The organism is Rhizobium anhuiense bv. trifolii (assembly GCF_024346605.1).
Classification (GTDB): Bacteria; Pseudomonadota; Alphaproteobacteria; order Rhizobiales; family Rhizobiaceae; genus Rhizobium; species Rhizobium anhuiense.
The window spans coordinates 302570-322534 of sequence record NZ_CP098804.1 but is presented as its reverse complement, the minus strand read 5'-3'; the positions used below and the strand labels follow the sequence as shown (position 1 = coordinate 322534).

19 protein-coding genes are annotated in these 19965 nt (G+C 61.6%); 17 read left to right on the top strand and 2 right to left on the bottom strand.

The window, feature by feature from the left end:
• Positions 1 to 111: 111 nt before the first annotated feature.
• Positions 112 to 432, bottom strand: coding sequence for a hypothetical protein (locus NE851_RS33270; RefSeq protein ID WP_097543341.1), 321 nt, complete (start codon positions 430 to 432; stop codon positions 112 to 114).
• Positions 433 to 629: 197 nt separating this feature from the next.
• On the bottom strand, positions 630 to 1334 hold the full coding sequence (locus NE851_RS33265; RefSeq protein WP_028756917.1) for a transcriptional regulator NanR: 705 nt from the start codon (positions 1332 to 1334) through the stop codon (positions 630 to 632).
• A gap of 177 nt (positions 1335 to 1511) precedes the next feature.
• On the opposite strand from NE851_RS33265, the gene oiaX reads away from it, so the two are divergent.
• The 17 genes from oiaX (at position 1512) to NE851_RS33180 (ending at position 19965) form a co-directional block, all read left to right on the top strand.
• Positions 1512 to 2768 carry a 3-oxo-isoapionate-4-phosphate decarboxylase OiaX gene (oiaX, locus tag NE851_RS33260; protein ID WP_127430809.1) on the top strand — a complete coding sequence of 419 codons (1257 nt, stop codon included), beginning with the start codon at positions 1512 to 1514 and terminating at the stop codon, positions 2766 to 2768.
• A gap of 5 nt (positions 2769 to 2773) precedes the next feature.
• Positions 2774 to 4111 carry a four-carbon acid sugar kinase family protein gene (locus NE851_RS33255; protein ID WP_127430810.1) on the top strand — a complete coding sequence of 446 codons (1338 nt, stop codon included), beginning with the start codon at positions 2774 to 2776 and terminating at the stop codon, positions 4109 to 4111.
• Positions 4112 to 4876, top strand: a complete 765-nt coding sequence (locus NE851_RS33250) for a triose-phosphate isomerase (RefSeq protein WP_127430811.1) — start codon at positions 4112 to 4114, stop codon at positions 4874 to 4876.
• 35 nt (positions 4877 to 4911) lie between these two features.
• Positions 4912 to 5352, top strand: a complete 441-nt coding sequence (gene derI, locus NE851_RS33245; RefSeq protein WP_127430812.1) for a D-erythrulose-4-phosphate isomerase — start codon at positions 4912 to 4914, stop codon at positions 5350 to 5352.
• Between the two features lie 82 nt (positions 5353 to 5434).
• Positions 5435 to 6262, top strand: coding sequence for a phosphogluconate dehydrogenase C-terminal domain-containing protein (locus tag NE851_RS33240; protein ID WP_127430813.1), 828 nt, complete (start codon positions 5435 to 5437; stop codon positions 6260 to 6262).
• 99 nt (positions 6263 to 6361) lie between these two features.
• Positions 6362 to 7303, top strand: coding sequence for a D-ribose ABC transporter substrate-binding protein (locus tag NE851_RS33235; protein ID WP_028757644.1), 942 nt, complete (start codon positions 6362 to 6364; stop codon positions 7301 to 7303).
• A 73-nt stretch (positions 7304 to 7376) separates the two neighbouring features.
• Positions 7377 to 8021 carry a DUF2291 family protein gene (locus NE851_RS33230; protein WP_028757643.1) on the top strand — a complete coding sequence of 215 codons (645 nt, stop codon included), beginning with the start codon at positions 7377 to 7379 and terminating at the stop codon, positions 8019 to 8021.
• A complete protein-coding gene (locus NE851_RS33225; RefSeq protein ID WP_063474075.1) occupies positions 8018 to 9568 on the top strand; it encodes a sugar ABC transporter ATP-binding protein in 1551 nt (516 codons plus the stop codon). Before NE851_RS33230 ends, NE851_RS33225 begins: the two co-directional genes overlap by 4 nt.
• Positions 9565 to 10629 carry an ABC transporter permease gene (locus NE851_RS33220; RefSeq protein WP_028757638.1) on the top strand — a complete coding sequence of 355 codons (1065 nt, stop codon included), beginning with the start codon at positions 9565 to 9567 and terminating at the stop codon, positions 10627 to 10629. The genes NE851_RS33225 and NE851_RS33220 overlap by 4 nt, the downstream gene beginning before the upstream one ends.
• A 1-nt stretch (position 10630) precedes the next feature.
• Positions 10631 to 11665, top strand: a complete 1035-nt coding sequence (locus tag NE851_RS33215; RefSeq protein ID WP_127430814.1) for a Gfo/Idh/MocA family protein — start codon at positions 10631 to 10633, stop codon at positions 11663 to 11665.
• Positions 11662 to 13509 carry a D-apionate lactonase gene (gene apnL, locus NE851_RS33210; RefSeq protein WP_063474073.1) on the top strand — a complete coding sequence of 616 codons (1848 nt, stop codon included), beginning with the start codon at positions 11662 to 11664 and terminating at the stop codon, positions 13507 to 13509. Before NE851_RS33215 ends, apnL begins: the two co-directional genes overlap by 4 nt.
• A gap of 54 nt (positions 13510 to 13563) precedes the next feature.
• On the top strand, positions 13564 to 14568 hold the full coding sequence (locus NE851_RS33205; protein ID WP_063474072.1) for a dihydroxyacetone kinase subunit DhaK: 1005 nt from the start codon (positions 13564 to 13566) through the stop codon (positions 14566 to 14568).
• A gap of 2 nt (positions 14569 to 14570) precedes the next feature.
• The gene (gene dhaL / locus NE851_RS33200; protein ID WP_127430815.1) at positions 14571 to 15215 is read left to right on the top strand and encodes a dihydroxyacetone kinase subunit DhaL; all 645 of its coding nucleotides are present in this window, start codon (positions 14571 to 14573) and stop codon (positions 15213 to 15215) included.
• A 70-nt stretch (positions 15216 to 15285) separates the two neighbouring features.
• Positions 15286 to 16539 (top strand): ABC transporter substrate-binding protein, encoded by a 1254-nt coding sequence (locus NE851_RS33195; RefSeq protein WP_127430816.1) that lies wholly within the window; start codon positions 15286 to 15288, stop codon positions 16537 to 16539.
• A gap of 94 nt (positions 16540 to 16633) precedes the next feature.
• Positions 16634 to 17533 (top strand): carbohydrate ABC transporter permease, encoded by a 900-nt coding sequence (locus NE851_RS33190; RefSeq protein ID WP_127430817.1) that lies wholly within the window; start codon positions 16634 to 16636, stop codon positions 17531 to 17533.
• Positions 17530 to 18414 (top strand): carbohydrate ABC transporter permease, encoded by an 885-nt coding sequence (locus NE851_RS33185; protein WP_028756742.1) that lies wholly within the window; start codon positions 17530 to 17532, stop codon positions 18412 to 18414. The genes NE851_RS33190 and NE851_RS33185 overlap by 4 nt, the downstream gene beginning before the upstream one ends.
• Positions 18415 to 18444: 30 nt before the next feature.
• A complete protein-coding gene (locus NE851_RS33180; protein ID WP_254962620.1) occupies positions 18445 to 19965 on the top strand; it encodes a DUF5060 domain-containing protein in 1521 nt (506 codons plus the stop codon).

Sequence of the window (19965 nt, the reverse complement as noted above, 5' to 3'; positions counted from 1 at the left end):
CTGGAGTTGTGCGTCAATCCGCCGCATAAACTCAAAAGGAGAGTTCAGGGCATAGGCCGAGCAGGCATACAAAAAACCCCGCCGAAGCGGGGTTCTTTGCGAAAGGAATAATCAGTTGTTATGCGCGGCGCAGGCCTCATCCATCGGCGTGGCGTTGCTCGTACCGCCCTGCGTCTGAAGATTGTCGGAGTTGTTGACCGGATTGGGGCACTTGGGCCTGTTGGTTTTCATAGTGCCGGTGGTCGTGGAGCCGGTCGTGGTGGTATCGGTCACCATCGGCTTTTTGGCCTTCATTTCGCCGCTTGCACCGCCACCTTGATCGGCCTGGTTTTTATCGATCGTGGCGCCGGCTGGTGCCGGATTGGACTGTGCGAAAGCAGACGTGGCCATGCCGATGGCGACAAGCGAAGCTGCTATGAGTTTCATACGCATCCTGATGTCCTCCTTGGGATCTTTGCGTGATCAGGCAGAACCTCGCCCACAGCTCATTGTTCCGCATTTCCTGCTTACAAACATCCCATAAGCTCTGGAGCCCGGTCGCGACCAAGGATCAAGGGCGAGGGTGAGACAGAGTCAGGAAGTGAGTGATGGCCAGGCGTGCCGGCCAGCGGCGACCGCGTTCGTGAAGGTTACTTCGCGTAAAGCGCACGCGAGCGCTCGAGATGCTTGAGGAGGGTCGTTTCCGAGCCATCCACGTCGTTTGCTTCAAGGCGGTCGACAATCTCGTCGTGTTCGACCAGCGTGAATTTTTCCTTGCCGGTCCAGATCAGCATCTCGGTATGATATTCCTTCAGCCAGGCAAGCATCGCTTCGCTGACGGCGACGTAGATCGGATTGCCTGAGATCTGGGCGATGCGGGTGTGGAATTCCATGTCCGCGTCAATGAACTCTTCCGCCCGCCCAAGCGACATGCGCTGACGTTCGATGATGTTCCTGAGATCAGCGATATCGCTGGCAGAGGCGCGCTGCGCGGCCTCGCGCGCCATGCCTCGTTCGAAGAAGATGCGGGCACTCTTGAGATGCTCCAGCGAATCCGCCGATTGCGACAGCATGATCTTGGCGGTGAGATCAACCTGGCGGAATATCGATTTCGCCGTCAGCCTGAGAACCTTCGCCCGCTCGCCGTGCGAAATGCTGACAAGACCCTTGCTGGCAAGCGACTGCATGGCCTCCCTGATCGCCGGCCGGCCGACGCCGAAGCGTTCCATCAACACGCGTTCAGATGGCATTTCGTCGCCAGGCTGAAGCTCGCCCGAGGTGATCATTCGCTCAAGTCGATCAAACACTTCGTCAGAGAGTTTGCGGCGGACGATTTGTTCGAGGGGCTGGGTCATCACATCTCGCTGGCTCAAAATGTTTCCTCCTAGCAGTTTCCATGTCGAGAACAAAGCTGTCGACGAAAATTTGCGCATCCGAAAATTCTGCTTTTCATTAGTTGGAATACTCATTATACCAGATCACAAGTTGACGCCATGGCAATCTGCGTGGCGAGAGGAGCAACCGTCCGTTTCATGATGATTACCCTGACCTACCGCATCGAGACGCCCGGAAGCGTCGAGGCGATGGCGGACAAGATCGCGAGCGACCAGTCGACCGGAACCTTCGTGCCCGTTCCCGGTGAAACCGAAGAGCTGAAGTCGCGGGTCGCCGCCCGCGTCCTGGCGATCCGCCCGCTCGAAGATGCACGTCATCCGACCTGGCCCGAGGTCGCCCCCGGCACGCTGCTCCATCGCGCCGATATCGACATCGCCTTTCCCCTCGAGGCGATCGGGACCGACCTCTCGGCTTTGATGACCATTGCAATCGGCGGCGTCTACTCCATCAAGGGCATGACCGGCATCCGCATCGTCGACATGAAGCTGCCAGGCGCCTTCAGAAGCGCGCATCCAGGACCACAGTTCGGCATCCCGGGAAGCCGCCGCCTCACCGGCGTCGAAGGTCGCCCCATCATCGGAACGATCGTCAAGCCGGCGCTCGGGCTGAGACCCCAGGAGACGGCCGCGCTCGTCGGCGAACTGATCGCATCGGGTGTCGACTTCATCAAAGACGACGAGAAGCTGATGAGCCCGGCCTATTCGCCGCTCAAGGATCGCGTCGCGGCGATCATGCCGCGCATTCTCGATCACGAACAAAAGAGCGGCAAGAAGGTGATGTATGCCTTCGGCATCTCGCATGCCGACCCCGACGAGATGATGCGCAATCACGATATCGTCGCCGCGGCCGGGGGCAACTGCGCCGTCGTCAACATCAACTCGATCGGCTTCGGCGGCATGAGCTTTCTGCGCAAGCGCTCCAATCTGGTGCTGCATGCGCATCGAAACGGCTGGGACGTGCTGACCCGCGATCCGGGCGCCGGCATGGATTTCAAGGTCTATCAGCAATTCTGGCGGCTGTTGGGGGTCGATCAGTTCCAGATCAACGGCATCAGGGTCAAATATTGGGAGCCGGACGACAGCTTCGTCTCGTCCTTCAAGGCCGTCAGCGCGCCGCTGTTTGATGCCGCCGATTGCCCGCTTCCGGTTGCCGGCTCCGGCCAGTGGGGCGGACAGGCACCGGAGACCTACCAGCGGACCGGCCGCACCGTCGATCTTCTCTATCTCTGCGGCGGCGGCATCGTCAGTCACCCCCATGGTCCGGCGGCCGGCGTTCGGGCCGTGCAGCAGGCGTGGCAGGCAGCCGTCGCCGGCATACCACTGGAGATCTATGCGAGAGAACATCCGGAGCTCGCCGCCTCGATTGCAAAATTCAGCGACGGCAAGGGCGCGTGATTGCGATGGATGGACTTCTCGTCAGCTATTACGGCGATGACTTTACCGGTTCCACCGATGTCATGGAGGCCCTGGCATCGAACGGTGTCTCGACCGCGCTCTTCCTCGACGTTCCCACGCCGCAACTGCTCGCGCGTTTTAGCGATTGCCGCGCCATCGGCCTTGCCGGGACGAGCCGCAGCGAGACGCCGGCATGGATGCAGGTGCACCTTGCCCGCGCTTTCGAATGGCTGAATTCGCTTGGTGCCGCGATCTGCCACTACAAGGTCTGCTCGACCTTCGATTCCAGCCCAGGGATCGGCAGCATCGGCAAGGCGATCGAAATCGGCCGCGCGGTGTTCGGCCACTCCGTCGTTCCCGTCATCGTCGGCGCGCCGCAACTGAAACGCTACACAGCCTTCGGCAATCTCTTTGCCGCCTATCAGGGCCGGATCTTCCGCATCGACCGCCACCCCGTCATGAGCCGCCACCCGGTGACGCCGATGGACGAGGCGGATCTTGCGGTGCATCTCTCAAAGCAGACCCGTCTACCCGTCCTGGTCGCCGATCTCGTGGCGATCACCGCGGCGGACGCCGATCAACGGATCGACGAGCTGGCGTCGGGTTCCGAAGGCATCCTGCTCATCGATGTCGACTCCGAAGCGACACAGCAGGCCGCAGGTCGGCAGCTGCTCCGTGTCACCGGCCGTTCGGCAAGCTTTGTCGCCGGCTCGTCGGGGATCGAATATGCCCTGCTCAGCGCATGGCGGCGGAGCGGTTTCATCGACGACAGCAGGACCGAATTTCCCGATATCGGCCCCGTCGACCGCCTCGCCGTCGTGTCGGGCAGCGTCTCGCCGACCACCGAGCGCCAGATCCGCACCGCTGTCGAGAACGGCTTCGAGAGCATGGCGCTCGACCCACTCGCCCTGGTCGGAGAGCATGGCCAAGCCACGGTGGATGCAGCGGTCAAGGCCGGTGTCCAGAAGCTTCGGCAAGGCAGGAGCGTCATCCTCCACACCGCACTTGGGCCGTCCGCGGACCGTGGCGCCGACATCGACAGGTTTCCGGGCGCGCGTCACCGGCTTGGGAGTGCGCTCGGCACGATCTTGCTTCGCTTGATCGAAAGCGAAGGGCTGTCACGTGCCGTCGTTGCCGGCGGCGACACGTCCAGTCACGCCCTCAAGCAGTTGAAGGTCGACGCGCTGACGACGCTTCTGCCGTTGCCGCAAACTCCGGGTTCGCCGCTTTGCCTCGCCCATGGCGACTATCCGCCGACCAACGGCCTGCAGATCGCCCTCAAAGGCGGCCAGGTCGGCACCGACGGCTATTTCGCCCAGATCCGTGACGGGAGGAAGAGCTGAATGGTCCTTTGGGTCGGCACCAGCTTCAAGATGAACAAGACCGTGGAAGAAGCGCTCGCCTTCGCGCGCCGCCTCGCCCATGCAGACCGTGAACGCGACGTCCACGTGCAGCGCTTCGTCATTCCCTCCTTTACCTCAGTGCGCGAGGTCAAGCGCGCGCTTGCCGATACGTCGGTGAAGGTCGGCGCCCAGAACATGCACTGGGAGGACGCTGGCGCCTGGACTGGCGAGATTTCACCTCTCATGCTGAAGGACTGTGAGCTCGACATGGTCGAGCTCGGCCATTCCGAACGGCGCGAGCATTTCGGGGAGACCGATGAAACCGTCGGCCTCAAGGTTTCGGCCGCCATCCGCCATGGCCTCACCCCGCTGATCTGCATCGGCGAGACATTGCAGGAGCGCCGGGAAGGTCAGGCCGACGCCGTGCTGCGGCGCCAGGTCGAGGCAGCCTTGAGGGGCATCGATACCGGCGCCGAACAGGCTACGGTCCTGCTCGCCTACGAACCCGTCTGGGCGATCGGCGTCAACGGTATTCCGGCAACCGCCGACTATGCCTCGGAGCGGCATGGAAGGATCGCCGAAGTGGCCAAAGCCATTCTTGGCCGTTCCGTGCCGGTGCTCTACGGCGGCAGCGTCAATCCGCAAAATTGCGAGGAACTGATCACCGAGCCGCATATCGACGGCCTGTTCATCGGCCGCTCCGCCTGGTTCGTCGACGGTTACCTCGACATTCTTCGCCGCGTCAGCGCGGCGATCAAAGCGTGATTTCCATGCCTGAAGGCGAGCGAAAGGAAACTGCTATGAAGATCGCAATCGGCGCGGACAGCGCAGGCAAACCGCTGCTGGATGTCATTGCCGCCCATCTCGCGCACAAGACCGACCTGGAAGTTCATGATCTCAGCCAGTCCGGCTTCTACGCCGACCTGTCGCAGCGCCTCGCGCAGACGATCGTCAACGGCGAACATCAACGCGGCATCCTGATCTGCGGAACCGGCATCGGCGTCTGCATTTCCGCCAACAAGGTTCCGGGCATCCGTGCCGCGCTGACGCACGACACCTATTCGGCGGAGCGCGCGGTAAAATCGAACAACGCCCAGATCATCACGATGGGGGCGCGCGTCATCGGACCGGAGCTGGCGAAATCGATCGTCGATGTCTGGCTTGCATCGGAATTCGACCCTGACGGCCCCTCGGCCGGAAATGTGCAGGCGATCGACCGGCTCGACGCCGAAAAACATTGATGGCGACAGATTAAGCAGTGATATAGTGATTGACTCATCATACCAGTATATGATCCTATCCAAACGGAAAAGGTGAGGAAACATGACTCAGATTGCCCTCTTCGGCGCAGGCGGAAAAATGGGATATCGGCTTGCCAAAAATCTCAAAGGCTCACGATTCCAAGTGCGCCATGTCGAGGTGAGCGACGCGGGCAAGGCCCGCTTGAAGAACGATCTCGGTCTTGATTGCGTGCCAGTCGATGCCGCACTCGATGGCGCCGATGTGGTGATCCTTGCCGTGCCGGACACGGCGATCGGCAAAGTCGCGGCAGGCATCGTCGACAAGCTCAGGTCAGGCACCATGGTGATCGCGCTGGATGCTGCGGCTCCCTTTGCCGGCCACCTGCCGAAGCGTGACGACCTCACCTATTTCGTCACTCATCCCTGCCATCCGCCGATCTTCAACGACGAGACCGACATGCAGGCCAAGAAGGACCATTTCGGCGGCCTGTTCGCCAAGCAGCACATCGTTTCGGCGCTGATGCAGGGTCCCGAAAGCGCCTATGCGCTTGGCGAGGAAATCGCCAAGCTCATCTGGGCTCCGGTCATGCGCTCGCACCGCGTCACGGTCGACCAACTCGCCATGCTCGAACCCGGCCTGTCGGAAACTGTCTGCGCATCGCTGCTCGTCATCATGCGCCAGGCCATGGACGAATGCGTGGCCCGCGGCGTGCCGGAACAGGCCGCCCGCGACTTCCTGCTCGGCCATATGAACGTGCTCGGCGCCGTCATCTTCAAGGAAGTCGACGGGGTGTTCTCGGATGCCTGCAACAAGGCGATCGAGTTCGGCATCCCGGCGTTGATGCGCGACGACTGGAAGAAAGTATTCGAACCGCAGGAGATCGCCGAAAGCATCCGGCGCATCACCTGAATTCGGCTTGGAGGAGGCAAGCCCTCCTCCTCAACTGCTCCGGGAGACCGGGCAACCGCTCCGAGGAGACGGAGCTTCATTCACAACAGGGAGGAAAAAATGAAACTGACGCGCAGACTGACACTTGCGGCTTTCGCCGGCGCCCTGGCGCTGGGAACGGCCATGCCGGCCTTTGCGGCCGATCTCATCGCCATCATCACACCGGCGCATGACAATCCCTTCTTCAAGGCCGAAGCCGTCGGCGCCGAAGCCAAGGCGAAGGAACTCGGCTACGAGACGCTGCTCATGACCCATGATGACGACGCCAACAAGCAGTCGGAAATGATCGACACGGCAATCGGGCGCGGCGCCAAGGCGATCATCCTCGACAATGCCGGAGCCGACGCCTCCGTCGCGGCCGTCAAGAAGGCCAAGGATGCCGGCATCCCCTCCTTCCTGATCGACCGCGAAATCAATGCGACGGGCGTGGCCGTCGCCCAGATCGTCTCGAACAACTATCAAGGCGCGCAGCTCGGGGCGCAGGAATTCGTCAAGCTGATGGGCGAGAAGGGCAATTACGTCGAGCTGGTCGGCAAGGAGTCCGACACCAATGCCGGCATCCGCTCGCAAGGCTACCACGACGTCATCGACGACTACCCGGACCTGAAGTCCGTCGCCAAGCAGTCGGCCAACTGGAGCCAGACGGAAGCCTATTCGAAGATGGAAACCATCCTCCAGGCCAATCCCGACATCAAGGGCGTCATTTCGGGCAACGACACCATGGCCATGGGTGCGATCGCAGCACTGCAGGCGGCCGGCCGCAAGGACGTGATCGTCGTCGGCTTCGACGGCTCCAACGACGTGCGGGACTCCATCAAGTCGGGCGGCATCAAGGCGACGGTGCTGCAGCCCGCCTATGCCCAGGCCCAGCTCGCGGTCGAACAAGCAGACGCCTACATCAAGACCAAGACGGCGCCAAAGGAAGAGAAGCAGTTGATGGATTGCGTTCTCATCAACGCCGACAACTCCGGCAAGCTCGAGACCTTCGCGCTGACGAACTGATCAGCCGCGAGATGCAGAGGGTGCGCGGCCGCGCCCTCTGCAATGCATTTCGCAAGACGTCGAGGTTCACAGCATGTTGAGAATGAAGGGCGCCCTCATCGCTGCCGTCGTGGCGGCGGCCTTGCCCGGTTGCAAGATCATCAAAACGCCGACGCCGGAGGAAAAGGCGGCGGCAGCGGCCAAGACCGCCTTCGACCCGAATGCAAAGGTCGAGGCGATCTGGCAGCCCGAGGTCGTGCCTTATTTCGAAAAGCGCGCCGGCGACCTGAAAGACGTCATGCAACTGGCTGCCTCCAGCCCTGATGCCGCGGGCGAGAAATACGGCAATCCCCGCAAGCAGAGCAGTTCGCCATGGACCTATGCGGTGAAGATCACCGGCAAGGTCGTGGCGGCCGATACGGCTTCGCGCGCGGCAACGCTCGATGTCGACGCCGATGGCGACGGCAAGGCCGATGCAAAGGTCCAGATCGGGCCGGCGCTCCGCGGCACGGCGCTCCGCGACACGCTGGACTTCGTCAATTTCAACGAATTCAAGAACCAGATCGAATGGGCGCAGTTCGGCAAGGCGTTCAACGAGAAGGCCAACTCGGCCTTCCTGTCGGCCGTCCCGCGCGAGGACCTCGCCGGTAAGACGGTGACCGTGATCGGCGCCTTTCCGCTGCCGAAAAGCGGCGAGTTGCCGCTCGTGACACCTTCGGAATTGAGGGTGGGCTCATGACGGCTCCAGAGGCACAAAAGGATGATGTCATCCTGCGCCTTGACGACGTGTCGAAGGTCTATTCGGGCATCGTCGCCGTCAAGCGCGCCAATCTGGAACTGCGCCGCGGTGCGGTGAACGTGCTCGTCGGCGAAAACGGCGCGGGCAAGTCGACGCTGATGAAGATCATCGCCGGCGTCGAGCGTCCGACGCATGGCCGCATCATCCTCGACGGTGAACCCGTCTCCTTCGACAGCCCAGCGGAAGCGCAGGCGCATGGCATCGGCATGATCTTCCAGGAGCTCAATCTCTTCGCCAACATGTCGGTCGCCGAGAACATCTTCGCCAGGCGCGAGATCACCCGCGGCCTGCTCGGCATCGACCACAAGGCGCAGGTGCAAAAGGCCGATGGCTTTCTCAAGCGCCTGGATGCCGGGATCGAGGCGGACACGATGGTCGAGGATCTGCCGATCGGCCAGCAGCAACTCGTCGAAATCGCCAAGGCGATGTCGCTGAATGCCCGGATCCTGATCATGGACGAGCCGACGTCGGCGCTTTCGGCGGCCGAAGTCGACATCCTGTTCAAGGTGATCGCGGAACTGAAGGCTCAAGGAGTTGCGATCGTCTATATCTCACATCGGCTCGAAGAGCTGATGCGGATCGGTGACTATATCACCGTGCTGCGTGACGGCCAGGTCACCGGCGAGGCGATGATGCGCGACATCGATACGCGCTGGATCGTTCGCTCGATGATCGGCTCGGATGCCAAGGACTTTGCAAAATCCGTCACCCATGCCGTTGGCGCCGAGGTCTTTCGCGCCGAAAACATCAGCCTTCCCAGACCGACGGGCGGGCTGTCGGTCAACGATGTCTCGCTGTCGGTCAAGGCGGGAGAAATCCTCGGCATATACGGCCTGATGGGTGCGGGACGTAGCGAATTCTTCGAGTGTGTGATCGGCCGCCACGCACACTCGACCGGCAAGATCTTCATCGAGGGCAAGCAGGTTCGCGCCCGCGACACCACCCGGCGCATCCGCCGCGGCCTTGCGCTCATTCCGGAAGACCGGCAGCGCGAGGGTCTGGTCCAGGTGCTCTCGATCGCTTCCAACCTGACGCTGGCGAGCCTTGGCCGCTTTACCCGGCTCTTCCATATCGACAGCGGTGCCGAGAAGATCGCCGTCCAAGAGGCCATCCGCGATCTTTCGATCAAGGCGCCGAACCCGGATTTCGAGGTGACCTCGATGTCGGGCGGCAACCAGCAGAAGGTCGTTATCGGTAAGGCATTAATGACCAATCCGAAAGTGCTGCTGATGGACGAGCCGAGCCGCGGCATCGATGTCGGCGCCAAGGCCGACGTCTTCCGCACCATGCGGCGGCTGGCGGCAAACGGGCTCGCCATTCTGTTTTCGACCTCCGACCTCGAGGAGGTCATGGCGCTTTCCGATCGCATCGCGGTCTTGAGCAACGGCCAGCTGGTCGCCGTCTTCGACCGGAACGAGGCGACGGAAGAAGCCATCATCGCGGCTTCGGCCAAGGGACACGGACATCAAGGGAAACTCGCGTCATGATGGCGGCTACGTCAACCACTCTTGCGCCGAAAGGCGCCAACGGCTCGGCGCTTCTGACGCTGATGAAGCTCAGGACCTTCATCGCGCTTTTCGCCGTGATCATCTTCTTTGCGATCTTCGCGCCGAACTTCACCTCGACGGCGAACATGATCCTGATGTCGAAGCATGTGGCGCTGAACGCCTTCCTGGCGATGGGCATGACCTTCGTCATCATCACCGGCGGCATCGACCTTTCCGTCGGATCGATCGTCGGGTTGTGCGGCATGGTCGCCGGCGGCCTGATCCTTTACGGTATCGAATTGCCGATCGGCTACACGATCTATTTCAACCTCTTCGAGATCGTGCTGATCACGCTGTCGATCGGTCTCGTCATCGGCCTTATCAACGGCCTGCTGATCACCAAACTCAACGTCGCGCCCTTCATCGCCACGCTCGGCACGCTCTATGTCGCCCGCGGTCTCGCCTTGCTGTCATCGGACGGCCAGACCTTTCCGAACCTCGTCGGCCGGCCCGAATATGCCACGACCGGTTTCGACTTCTTCGGCGCGGGGCGCATTCTCGGCTTGCCGGTGTCGATCTGGATCCTGATCGTGCTGGCACTCGCGGCCGCCTATGTCGCCCGCTCGACGCCGATCGGCCGTCATATCTTCGCCGTCGGCGGCAATGAGCGGGCCGCGCGCATGTCCGGTATCCGGGTCGATGTGGTGAAGATCTTCGTCTACATGTTTTCCGGACTTTGCGCCGCCATCGTCGGCGTCGTCATTTCCTCCGAACTGATGGCCGCCCATCCGGCGACCGGCGAAAGCTTCGAGCTCAATGCGATTGCCGCAGCCGTGCTCGGCGGCACCTCGATGTCGGGTGGCCGCGGCACGATCGGCGGCACGATCATCGGCGCTTTCGTCATCGGCATCCTCTCCGACGGGCTTGTCATGATGGGCGTCTCCTCCTTCTGGCAGATGGTCATCAAGGGCCTCGTCATCATCATTGCCGTCGTGGTCGATCAGGCCCAGCGGCGCCTGCAGCAGCGCGTCACCCTCATGCAGATGGCAAAGGCAGGCTGAGATGACCGAGTTCAAGGGGGCTTTGATCGGCTGCGGTTTCTTCGCGATCAACCAGATGCACGCCTGGAAAGACGTCGAAGGTGCTGACATCGTCGCGATCTGCGATCGCGATCCGGAGCGGCTGAAGGTCGTCGGCGACCAGTTCGGTATCGATCGCCGCTACCGCGATGCCGAGGCCATGTTGGCCGATGGCGGCTTCGATTTCGTCGACATCGCCACGACGGTCCAGAGTCACCGCGCTCTGGTGGAAATGGCCGCAGTGAATAAGGTGCCGGCCATCTGCCAGAAACCCTTCGCCAAGACGCTGTCGGATGCAAAGGCGATGGTCGAGGCTTGCCGCAATGCCGGCGTGGCCCTGATGGTGCACGAGAATTTTCGCTGGCAGACGCCGATCCAGGCGGTCCGCAAGGCGCTCGATGCTGGCGCCATCGGCACGCCCTTCTGGGGCCGCTTCTCCTTCCGCTCGGGTTACGACGTCTTCTCCGGCCAGCCGTATCTTGCTGAAGGCGAGCGCTTCATCATCGAAGATCTCGGCATTCATACGCTCGATATCGCCCGCTATATCCTCGGCGATATCAGATCACTCACGGCCCGCACCAAACGGGTCAATCCCAAGATCAAGGGCGAGGATGTCGCAACCATTCTGCTCGATCATGAAAACGGCGCCACCTCGGTGGTCGACGTCAGCTACGCCACCAAGCTCTCGAAAGAGCCGTTTCCCGAAACGCTGATCGAGCTCGACGGCTCCGAGGGCACGATCCGCCTGACCCAGGGCTACCGCCTTGAAATCGCCCACGGCAGGGGCACCACCACAGTGGATGTCTCTCCGAAGTTGTTGTCCTGGGCCTCGCGGCCTTGGCACAACATCCAGGAGAGCGTCTATGCGATCCAGCAGCATTGGGTCGATCAAATCAAGCGCGGCGCGGAGCACTCGACCTCGGGGGCCGATAATCTGAAGACCTTCGCCCTCGTCGAGGCCGCCTATGACAGCGCTGCCAGGGGACAGACGATCGATGTCGGAGCGATGCTGCGATGACGATCAATGCGTTCCAGCTCTACGGCACCCACCTGGTCGAGAGGCCGCCGGTTCGGCTGAGGGCCGGAAAGCTGACCGCCGACCTCGCCGATGGCAACCTCCGCGCGATCCGCTACGACGGCATCGAGGTGCTACGGGCGATTTCTTATCTCGTTCGCGACCGGGACTGGGGCACCTACAGCCCTGAAATCGTCGATCTCAGCATCGAGCAGAAGGAAGACCGTTTCGAAGTCGCTTATCAGGCCCGCTGCGAGGGACCCGGCGAAACGAGGCTCGTCATCGATGTTCGCATCGCGGCATATCAGGACCGGCTCGATTTCGAGGCCGAAGCCATGACCGAGACCGGCTTCGAGACCAACCGCTGCGGCTTCTGCATCCTGCATCCAATCGTCGGCGTGGCGGGTTCGCCGGCGAAGGTCGAGCATGTCGACGGGGAGATCGTGACGACACGGTTCCCCGATGTCATCGAACCCTGGCAACCATTCAAGGACATGCGCGCCATCACCCACCAGGTCATGCCTGACGTTCAGGCTGAATGCCGGATGGAGGGCGACACCTTTGAAATGGAAGATCAAAGAAACTGGTCGGACGCATCCTATAAGACATATGTCAGGCCGCTCGCTCTGCCCTGGCCCTACCAGATCTCTGCCAACCAACCTGTCCGGCAAAAGACGTCGCTTGTTATCAGAGACACCAGGTATTCCGCACCGCGCTTCGCGCCTGCGACCTTGGGCGGCGCGATAAAACTCAAGCTTGGAGAGCGGAATGGCATCATGCCCGATATCGGCGTGATCGTGACGCCTGAGGAGGCCGATGCGACGCTCACGGCAAAGGCCGTCCTGTCGGAGATCGCGCCTCGTGAACTCCTCTTTCATTTCGATCCGAATGCCGGGCACGCCGCCGAAGCACTGAAGACTTTTACCGCGATCGCCGCCGTCCATCGCGGTCGCTCGACGCTGGAGATCGCGCTCCCCTGCAAATCGTCGCCGGCAAGCGAGGCGGCCGAGATCGCCCACCAAATGCAGCTGGCGGCATTCAAGCCGGATGCGATCATGATCTCGCCATCCGTCGACCGGCAATCGACGCCGCCCGGCAGCCAATGGCCGGACTGCCCGCCGCTCGAAGAGATCTATGGCGTGGCCCGCGCCACGTTTCCCGGTATGCGCATCGGCGGCGGCATGCTGAGCTATTTCACCGAACTCAACCGCAAGCGCGTCCCGGATGGGCAGCTCGACTTCGTCAGCCACTGCACCAACCCCATCGTGCATGCGGCCGACGATCTCAGCGTCATGCAGACATTGGAAGCGCTGCCCTTCATCACCCGCTCCGTTCGTGCCATCTACGGCGACAAGCCCTACCGGATCGGCCCCTCGACGATCCCGATGCGGCAGAACCCCTATGGCAGCCGCACAATGGATAATCCCATGGGCGCACGCATACCCATGGCCAACCGCGACCCCCGCCACAACGGCCGTTTCGCGGAAGCTTTCGCACTCGGTTACGCAATCAGAGTGCTGGATGCCGGTCTCGAATGCCTGACGCTCTCGGCCTTGACCGGTCCGTTCGGTCTGATTGCCGGTCCGGCCGAGCCGATCGAGCAGGGTGGGCGGCGTCCGCTGTTCAATGCGGTGCGGACTTTGTCCGCCTTGGCTGGTGCATTCTGGCAGGAATGCATCTCGTCCTCGCCCTCCGAAGTGCTGTCTTTCGTTGCGCGGGACGCCGCAGGAAACAGGCTCCACGTCGTCAATCTGACGAGCGGAGAGCGAAGGGTCGATTACCGCGCATCGGGGAAGGATCTGCTGCTCGCACCCTTCGCCACCGTGGCCTTGCCGCTGGCGGATTGACCTCCGGCGCATCGGCCGCATCTATGCAATCGGAGTTCACTGGGGAGGATCGGCGTGAAGACGAAGAAGCTTATCAATTCCGGCGCAGATGCCGTCGATGAGATGCTGCAAGGGATCCTCGCGGCGCATCCACGCCATCTTTACGCAGTCGAAGACATGCCCCGCGCGATCATTGCCAGAAACGGACCGCGCAAAGGCAAGGTCGGCCTGGTCATCGGCGGCGGATCCGGGCATGAGCCGACCTTTCTGGGGTTTGTCGGCAAGGGGCTGGCGGATGCCGCCGCGATCGGCAATGTCTTCGCCTCGCCGCCGCCCGATCCGATCATCGCCTGCGCCAAGGCGGTCGACGGCGGCGCCGGCGTCCTGTTCATGTACGGCAATTATGCCGGCGACGTGATGAATTTCGACATGGCCGCCGAGATGCTGGCGCTCGACGAGATCGAGGTCCGCACCGTCCTGACCACAGATGACGTGGCGTCCGCTCCTGCCGATCAGAGGGACAGGCGACGTGGCGTGGCGGGCAACGTCTTCATCTTCAAGGCGGCCGGCGCGGCCTGCGATCTTCTCTACTCTTTCGACGATGTCGAGCGCGCCGCCCGCCATGCCAATGCACGAACCTATACGATGGGTGTGGCGCTCTCTCCCTGTTCGCTGCCCCAGACCCTCCGGCCGAACTTCCTGATCGGCGAGGACGAGATGGAGATCGGCATGGGAATCCATGGAGAGCCCGGCATGGCGCGCGAGCCGCTGAGGTCGGCCGATGCCGTGACCGACGAGCTGATGGACAGCATGCTTCGGGAGATGAAGGCGGACCCAGGCGATCGTGTCGCCCTGCTTGTCAACTCGCTGGGTTCGACTCCGCTGATGGAACTCTATATCATGATGCGGCGCGTGAAGTCCCGACTCGACGATGCCGGGCTCGTCATCCACACGTCGCTCGTCGGCAACTATTGCACCTCGCTCGAAATGGCCGGCGCCTCGATCACCGTCATGCATCTCGACGACGAGCTTCAGCGGTTGATCGACCACCCGTGCGATTGCGCGATGTTTGCGAGGTGATCATGACGATTACCACAAAAGACCTGCAACAGCTGTTTGCCGGGATTGCCGAGGATATCGCGGCAGAGCGCGACCATCTTTGCGAGCTCGACGGCGCCATCGGCGATGGCGATCACGGCCTTGCCATGGACGGAGGCTGTCAGGCTGCCGCCAAGGCGGTCGGCGCGCTCGATGTGGAAACAGCACCGACGCTGCTATTCAACGTTGCGGCAAAGGCATTCCTGAATGCGGTCGGCGCTTCGTCCGGCCCCTTATATGCCACGGCCTTCATGCGCGCCGCGGCCGCAGCCAAGGACAGGCAGACCTTGACCGATGACGATTTCGTCCGCGTTTTCGCAGCCATGGCGACGGGAATCCAGGAACGCGGAAAGGCCGAAGCCGGTGAAAAGACGATGGTCGACGCCTGGAAGCCCGCGGCCGACGCGGCACTTGATGCGTGGGGGACAGGAAAGCCGCTTCCCGAATGCCTCGTCATGGCAGTGCATGCAGCCCGCGTCGGCTGTGACGCAACCAAAGACATGACGGCAGCGAAAGGACGGGCTTCGCGATTGGGAGACCGGGCTATCGGGCACATCGATCCCGGTGCGGCATCGGCGGTCATCATCATCGCCGCGATAGCCAAATTTGCTCGACGGCACGATGGTTAGCTCATCATACCAGTTGACATGTCAATGACTATCTGCAAAAAGGGTCCCGGCTTACAAGAGGAGGACGGTAATGCTGACCCTTTCTGCGAAATTGAAGACTGCGAGCATCGTTGCGATCGCCATGGCGTCACTTTCGGCAACACCGGTTCTTGCTGAAGACATCACGCTCTGGACCCTCAACTTCGACAATAATGCTGCCAATACGGCCCTGAAGAAGGTGGCGACGGACTTCGAAGCTGCAAATCCCGGAACGCATGTCGAGATCGTTCAGCGCGCCGTCGATGAACACAAGACCGCGCTCCGCGTCGCCGCGGGCTCGGACAAAGGACCCGACATTTATTTCAGCTGGGCGGGTCTCGGCCTCGGCGGCGAGTATGTGAAGGCCGGCCTGTCGCTGCCACTCGACGAGTATTACACCGAGTATAAGTGGAACGACGAATTGCTGCCGTCGGCTGCCGCTTTCGCCGACCTCTATACCGGCGGCAAGCACGGTGTTCCCTTCACCTTCAAGGGCGAAGCCGTCTACTACAATAAGAAGCTTTTCGAACAGGTCGGCATCAAGGAAGAGCCGAAGACCTACGAGGAACTCCTTGCCGCGGCCGATAAGCTGAAGGCCGCGGGCATCCCCGCCTTCACCTTTGGCGGCACGGTCAACTGGCACGTCATGCGCCTCATGGACGTTATCCTCGAAACCAAGTGCGGCGCCGAAAAGCACGACGCGCTGAAGGCGATGACGTTGGACTGGACCAAAGAACCCTGCGCGACGGATTCCTTCGCGGAGTTTGCGAAGTGGACGAAGGACTATACGCTGCAGCCGTTCATGGGCATCGACAACAAACAGTCCTACAGCCTCTTCACGGCCGGTCGTGCGGCGATGATGCTCGAAGGCGACTGGCTGGTCAGCCAACTCAACGGCTCCGGCGCCAATCTCGACGATTACGGCATCTTCCCCTTCCCCACAAATACCGACCGTCTCTACGGCTTTGCCGAGTACAATTATATCAGCACCAAGAGCAAGAACCCCGACATAGCGGCGAAATTCCTCGACTATTTCCTGTCGACGAAGGTGCAGCAGGATCTGCTCGGCCAGTTGAGCTCGACCTCCGTCAACAAGAACGTCCAGTATGCCAATCAGAAGCCGCTCGAAGCCGAATGGCTGGGCATCTTCCAGAAATACGGCAAGGTCTACATGAACGGCGACCAGGCCTTCCCGCTCGATGTCACGACGGAATATTTCCGCGTCATCAATGATGTCGCTTCCGGCAGCACCGAACCGGCCGAGGCGGCCAAGCAGTTGCAGAGCTTCATCGCCAGCAGAAGCTGATCCCTCCCAAGCGCCAGTCGATCGACCTCTGAGTTGATCGGCTGGCACATTCTTTCATCAGCTGGCAGCGGCTTTTCACCGCCAGGAGGAAAGCATGTCACTTCGACAATCGACACATGATCCGCGCGTGCAAGCGCTCATCCTGCTCGTGCCGGCGCTGGCGATCTATGCGGTCTTCGCGCTCTACCCGATGCTCAACGTCGTGATCCTGAGCTTCCAGAAGTGGAACGGGCTCGATCCCAATCGGCAATTCGTCGGCCTTGCGAACTATTCGGCGATTTTCACCAAAGATCCGGTCTTCTGGGTGGCGTTCCGCAACACGGTGATCTGGACCGTGATGAGCCTGATCTTTCCGCCGCTGGTCGGACTGCTGCTGGCGCTCAGCCTCAACCAGAAAATATTCGGCCGCAATGGCCTCAGGGCCATCTTCTATCTGCCTGTGATCATCGCGCCGATCGCCGTCGCCACCATGTGGAAGTGGATGTACGATCCCTTCTTCGGCCTGTTCGCCCAACTGCTGACCTCCTGGGGCATGCAGGTCTGGATCAAGGATTGGCTGGGCAATAAGGATATCGCGCTTTATTCCGTCTTCGTCGCCTATCTCTGGCAGACGGTCGGCTTCTCGATGGTTCTATTCCTGGCCGGCCTGCAGAACGTCTCTCAGACGCTCGTCGAAGCGGCGCGCATCGATGGCGCCGGCCGCTGGGCGGTGTTCAAACATGTGACATTGCCGGCGTTGCGCCCGACGATCACCATCGTCCTCGTTCTCTCCGTCATCTCGTCGCTGAAGGCTTTCGACATCGTCTACGGTTTGACGGGCGGCGGTCCGGCGCAGTCCACCCAGATGCTGGCGCTCTGGGCGTTCACGCAGGCCATGCAGATCTTCGATTTCGGACGAGGTGCGGCAATATCCGTCGTGCTGCTGCTGATCACCATGGCCGTCGTCATTCCCTATCTCAGATGGACCCAGAAGCACGAGGAGGTCGAATCGTGACAGCAGTGCCGACCGACCATGCCGCCGTGCATCTCGAAGCCCAACCATCGTCGATGAAGCGCGATCCCGTTCTGATCGGCCTCTGGATAACGCTTGTCATCGTGGCGCTCGTCTGGGTCGCGCCATTCGTCTTCATCGTCTTCACCTCGCTGAAGACGCCGGCGGCGGTGACGAGCACCGGCGCCTTCATGCCGCCGGCCGAGCTTGCCTTCGAAAACTATGGCGCCGCATGGAGCCGCGGCAATTTCGCAAACTCCTTCTTCAACAGCGTCATCATCACCGTCATCAAGGTGCCGCTCGGCCTGTTCCTGTCGGCGATGGCCGCTTATGCCCTTGCCAAGATCAAGTTGAAGATCACCAAGGCGCTGCTGCTGCTCGTCGTGTTCGGCACGATGATCCCCTTCCAGGTGATGCTTGCGCCGCTCTTCACCCTGGTCAATTCCTTCGGCCTCATCGACACCTATCCGGGCGTCATCCTTCCCTACATCGCCTTCGGCGTTCCCTATCAGGTTTTCATCCTGCACGGCTTCTTCAAGGGCATTCCGAAGGAGCTATCGGAGGCAGCGCTGATCGACGGCGCCAGCCACTTCGTCATCTTCCGGCGGATCTTTCTGCCGGTATGCCTGCCCGTCCTCGCCGCACTGCTCATCCTCGACTTCGTTTCCACCTGGAACGAATTCGCCATGGCGCTGGTGCTGCTTCAGGACCAGCACATGTGGACGCTGCCGCTCGGCCTGATGTCGTTTCAGGGGCAGTTCTCCAGCAATTACGGCCAGCTCAACGCGGCGATCGTCATGACCGTGCTGCCGGCGACGATCGTCTATCTCATGTTCCAGCGCTACTTCGTCTCCGGCCTCACCTCCGGCGCCGTCAAAGGCTGATCACAAAATCATTCTACGAGGAGAGACAGAATGTCCGATGCAACAGTCGAAAAATGGGGTGTGTTCGAGGCCTCCTTCGAAGGGCCTGCCGGCGGCAATCCCTATCTCGACGTAGCATTCGATGCCGTCTTCACCCAGAAGAGCCGCGAAGTCCGCGTGCCGGGCTTCTATGATGGTAACGGCACCTACCGCATTCGCTTCATGCCCGATAGCGAAGGCGAGTGGTCGTTCCAGACGCGCTCCAAGACCGCGGCCCTCGACGGCAAGACGGGTGTTTTGGCCGCGACCGCACCTTCGGCCGGCAATCACGGCCCGGTGCGCGTGCGCAACAAATTCCATTTCGCCTATGCCGACGGCACGCCGTTCCTCTCCTTCGGAACGACCTGCTACGCCTGGACGCATCAACCGTTAGACATGCAGAAGCAGACGCTGGAGACGCTGAAGACGGCGCGCTTCAACAAGATGCGCATGGGCGTGTTTCCGAAGGATTATCCCTATAACGTCAACGAGCCGTTGCATGCCTGCTTCGAACGCGGCTCCGACGGCAAGGAAGACTTCGACCGGCCCAACCCCGCCGCCTTCCAGCACTTCGAAAAGCAGGTCGCCGCACTCTGCGACCTCGGCATCGAGGCCGATATCATCATCTTCCACCCCTATGACCGCTGGGGTTATGCGGACATGTCGGCCGCGCAGGATTTCCGCTATGTCGAATATCTGGCCGCCCGTCTTGCCGCCTACCGGAACGTCTGGTGGTCGCTCGCCAATGAATATGATTTCCTGATCGACACGAAACCGATGGAGCAGTGGGACCGCTACTTCCACATTCTGGAGGAAAACGACCCCTACCAGCATCTGCGGTCCATCCATAATGGCGACGTGACCGCCAATTTCGATCACCGCAAACCGTGGGTGACACACACCTGCATCCAGAACCCCGACGTCAAGCGGACCCAGGAATGGCGCGATGCCTATGGCAAGCCCGTCGTCAACGACGAGCCCGAGTATGAGGGCGACATCTTGCAGTCATGGGGCAATCTCCATCCGAGGGAGCTGGTGCACCGTTTCTGGATCACCATGGCGCGCGGCGGCTATGCCGGTCACGGCGAAACCTATTCTCACCCCGAGGATCTGATCTGGTGGGCCAAGGGTGGCGAATTGCGCGGCGAAGCATGGAAGCGCATCGGCTTCCTCCGGGACCTCCTGGAGGCCGACGTCAAGCACGGTCTCGAACCGCTCGGCATCATCGGCGAATGGCCGTGGTCGCGCGTCTCCGGCGCGCGTGACGGCGACGGCGATTTCCGCCTGATCTATTTCGGCGAGCATCAGCCGGTGATCTGGTCCACCGGCCTGCCGGTTGATGGCGACGACTACGATGTCGATATCATCGACACCTGGGAGATGACGATCACGCCGGCCGAGAAAGTCGAGGCTCCCGTTCCGCATCCGACGCGCCATGGCTCGGTCGTGCGCGGCGGCAAGCCGGACGCGGCCTTCGGCGTGAAAATCCCGCGCAAGCCGTACCAGGCTTTGCGTGTGCGCAGGAAGCGCTAA

Bases quoted from the DNA above. Each gene is read 5' to 3' on its own strand.
- NE851_RS33235 (WP_028757644.1), top strand. From the start codon at position 6,362: ATGAAACTGACGCGCAGACTGACACTTGCGGCTTTCGCCGGCGCCCTG.
- NE851_RS33225 (WP_063474075.1), top strand. From the start codon at position 8,018: ATGACGGCTCCAGAGGCACAAAAGGATGATGTCATCCTGCGCCTTGAC.
- NE851_RS33270 (WP_097543341.1), bottom strand. From the start codon at position 432: ATGCGTATGAAACTCATAGCAGCTTCGCTTGTCGCCATCGGCATGGCC.
- oiaX (WP_127430809.1), top strand. From the start codon at position 1,512: ATGATGATTACCCTGACCTACCGCATCGAGACGCCCGGAAGCGTCGAG.
- NE851_RS33230 (WP_028757643.1), top strand. From the start codon at position 7,377: ATGTTGAGAATGAAGGGCGCCCTCATCGCTGCCGTCGTGGCGGCGGCC.
- NE851_RS33265 (WP_028756917.1), bottom strand. From the start codon at position 1,334: ATGACCCAGCCCCTCGAACAAATCGTCCGCCGCAAACTCTCTGACGAA.
- derI (WP_127430812.1), top strand. From the start codon at position 4,912: ATGAAGATCGCAATCGGCGCGGACAGCGCAGGCAAACCGCTGCTGGAT.
- apnL (WP_063474073.1), top strand. From the start codon at position 11,662: ATGACGATCAATGCGTTCCAGCTCTACGGCACCCACCTGGTCGAGAGG.
- NE851_RS33190 (WP_127430817.1), top strand. From the start codon at position 16,634: ATGTCACTTCGACAATCGACACATGATCCGCGCGTGCAAGCGCTCATC.
- NE851_RS33240 (WP_127430813.1), top strand. From the start codon at position 5,435: ATGACTCAGATTGCCCTCTTCGGCGCAGGCGGAAAAATGGGATATCGG.
- NE851_RS33250 (WP_127430811.1), top strand. From the start codon at position 4,112: ATGGTCCTTTGGGTCGGCACCAGCTTCAAGATGAACAAGACCGTGGAA.
- NE851_RS33215 (WP_127430814.1), top strand. From the start codon at position 10,631: ATGACCGAGTTCAAGGGGGCTTTGATCGGCTGCGGTTTCTTCGCGATC.
- NE851_RS33220 (WP_028757638.1), top strand. From the start codon at position 9,565: ATGATGGCGGCTACGTCAACCACTCTTGCGCCGAAAGGCGCCAACGGC.
- NE851_RS33195 (WP_127430816.1), top strand. From the start codon at position 15,286: ATGCTGACCCTTTCTGCGAAATTGAAGACTGCGAGCATCGTTGCGATC.
- NE851_RS33255 (WP_127430810.1), top strand. From the start codon at position 2,774: ATGGATGGACTTCTCGTCAGCTATTACGGCGATGACTTTACCGGTTCC.
- dhaL (WP_127430815.1), top strand. From the start codon at position 14,571: ATGACGATTACCACAAAAGACCTGCAACAGCTGTTTGCCGGGATTGCC.
- NE851_RS33180 (WP_254962620.1), top strand. From the start codon at position 18,445: ATGTCCGATGCAACAGTCGAAAAATGGGGTGTGTTCGAGGCCTCCTTC.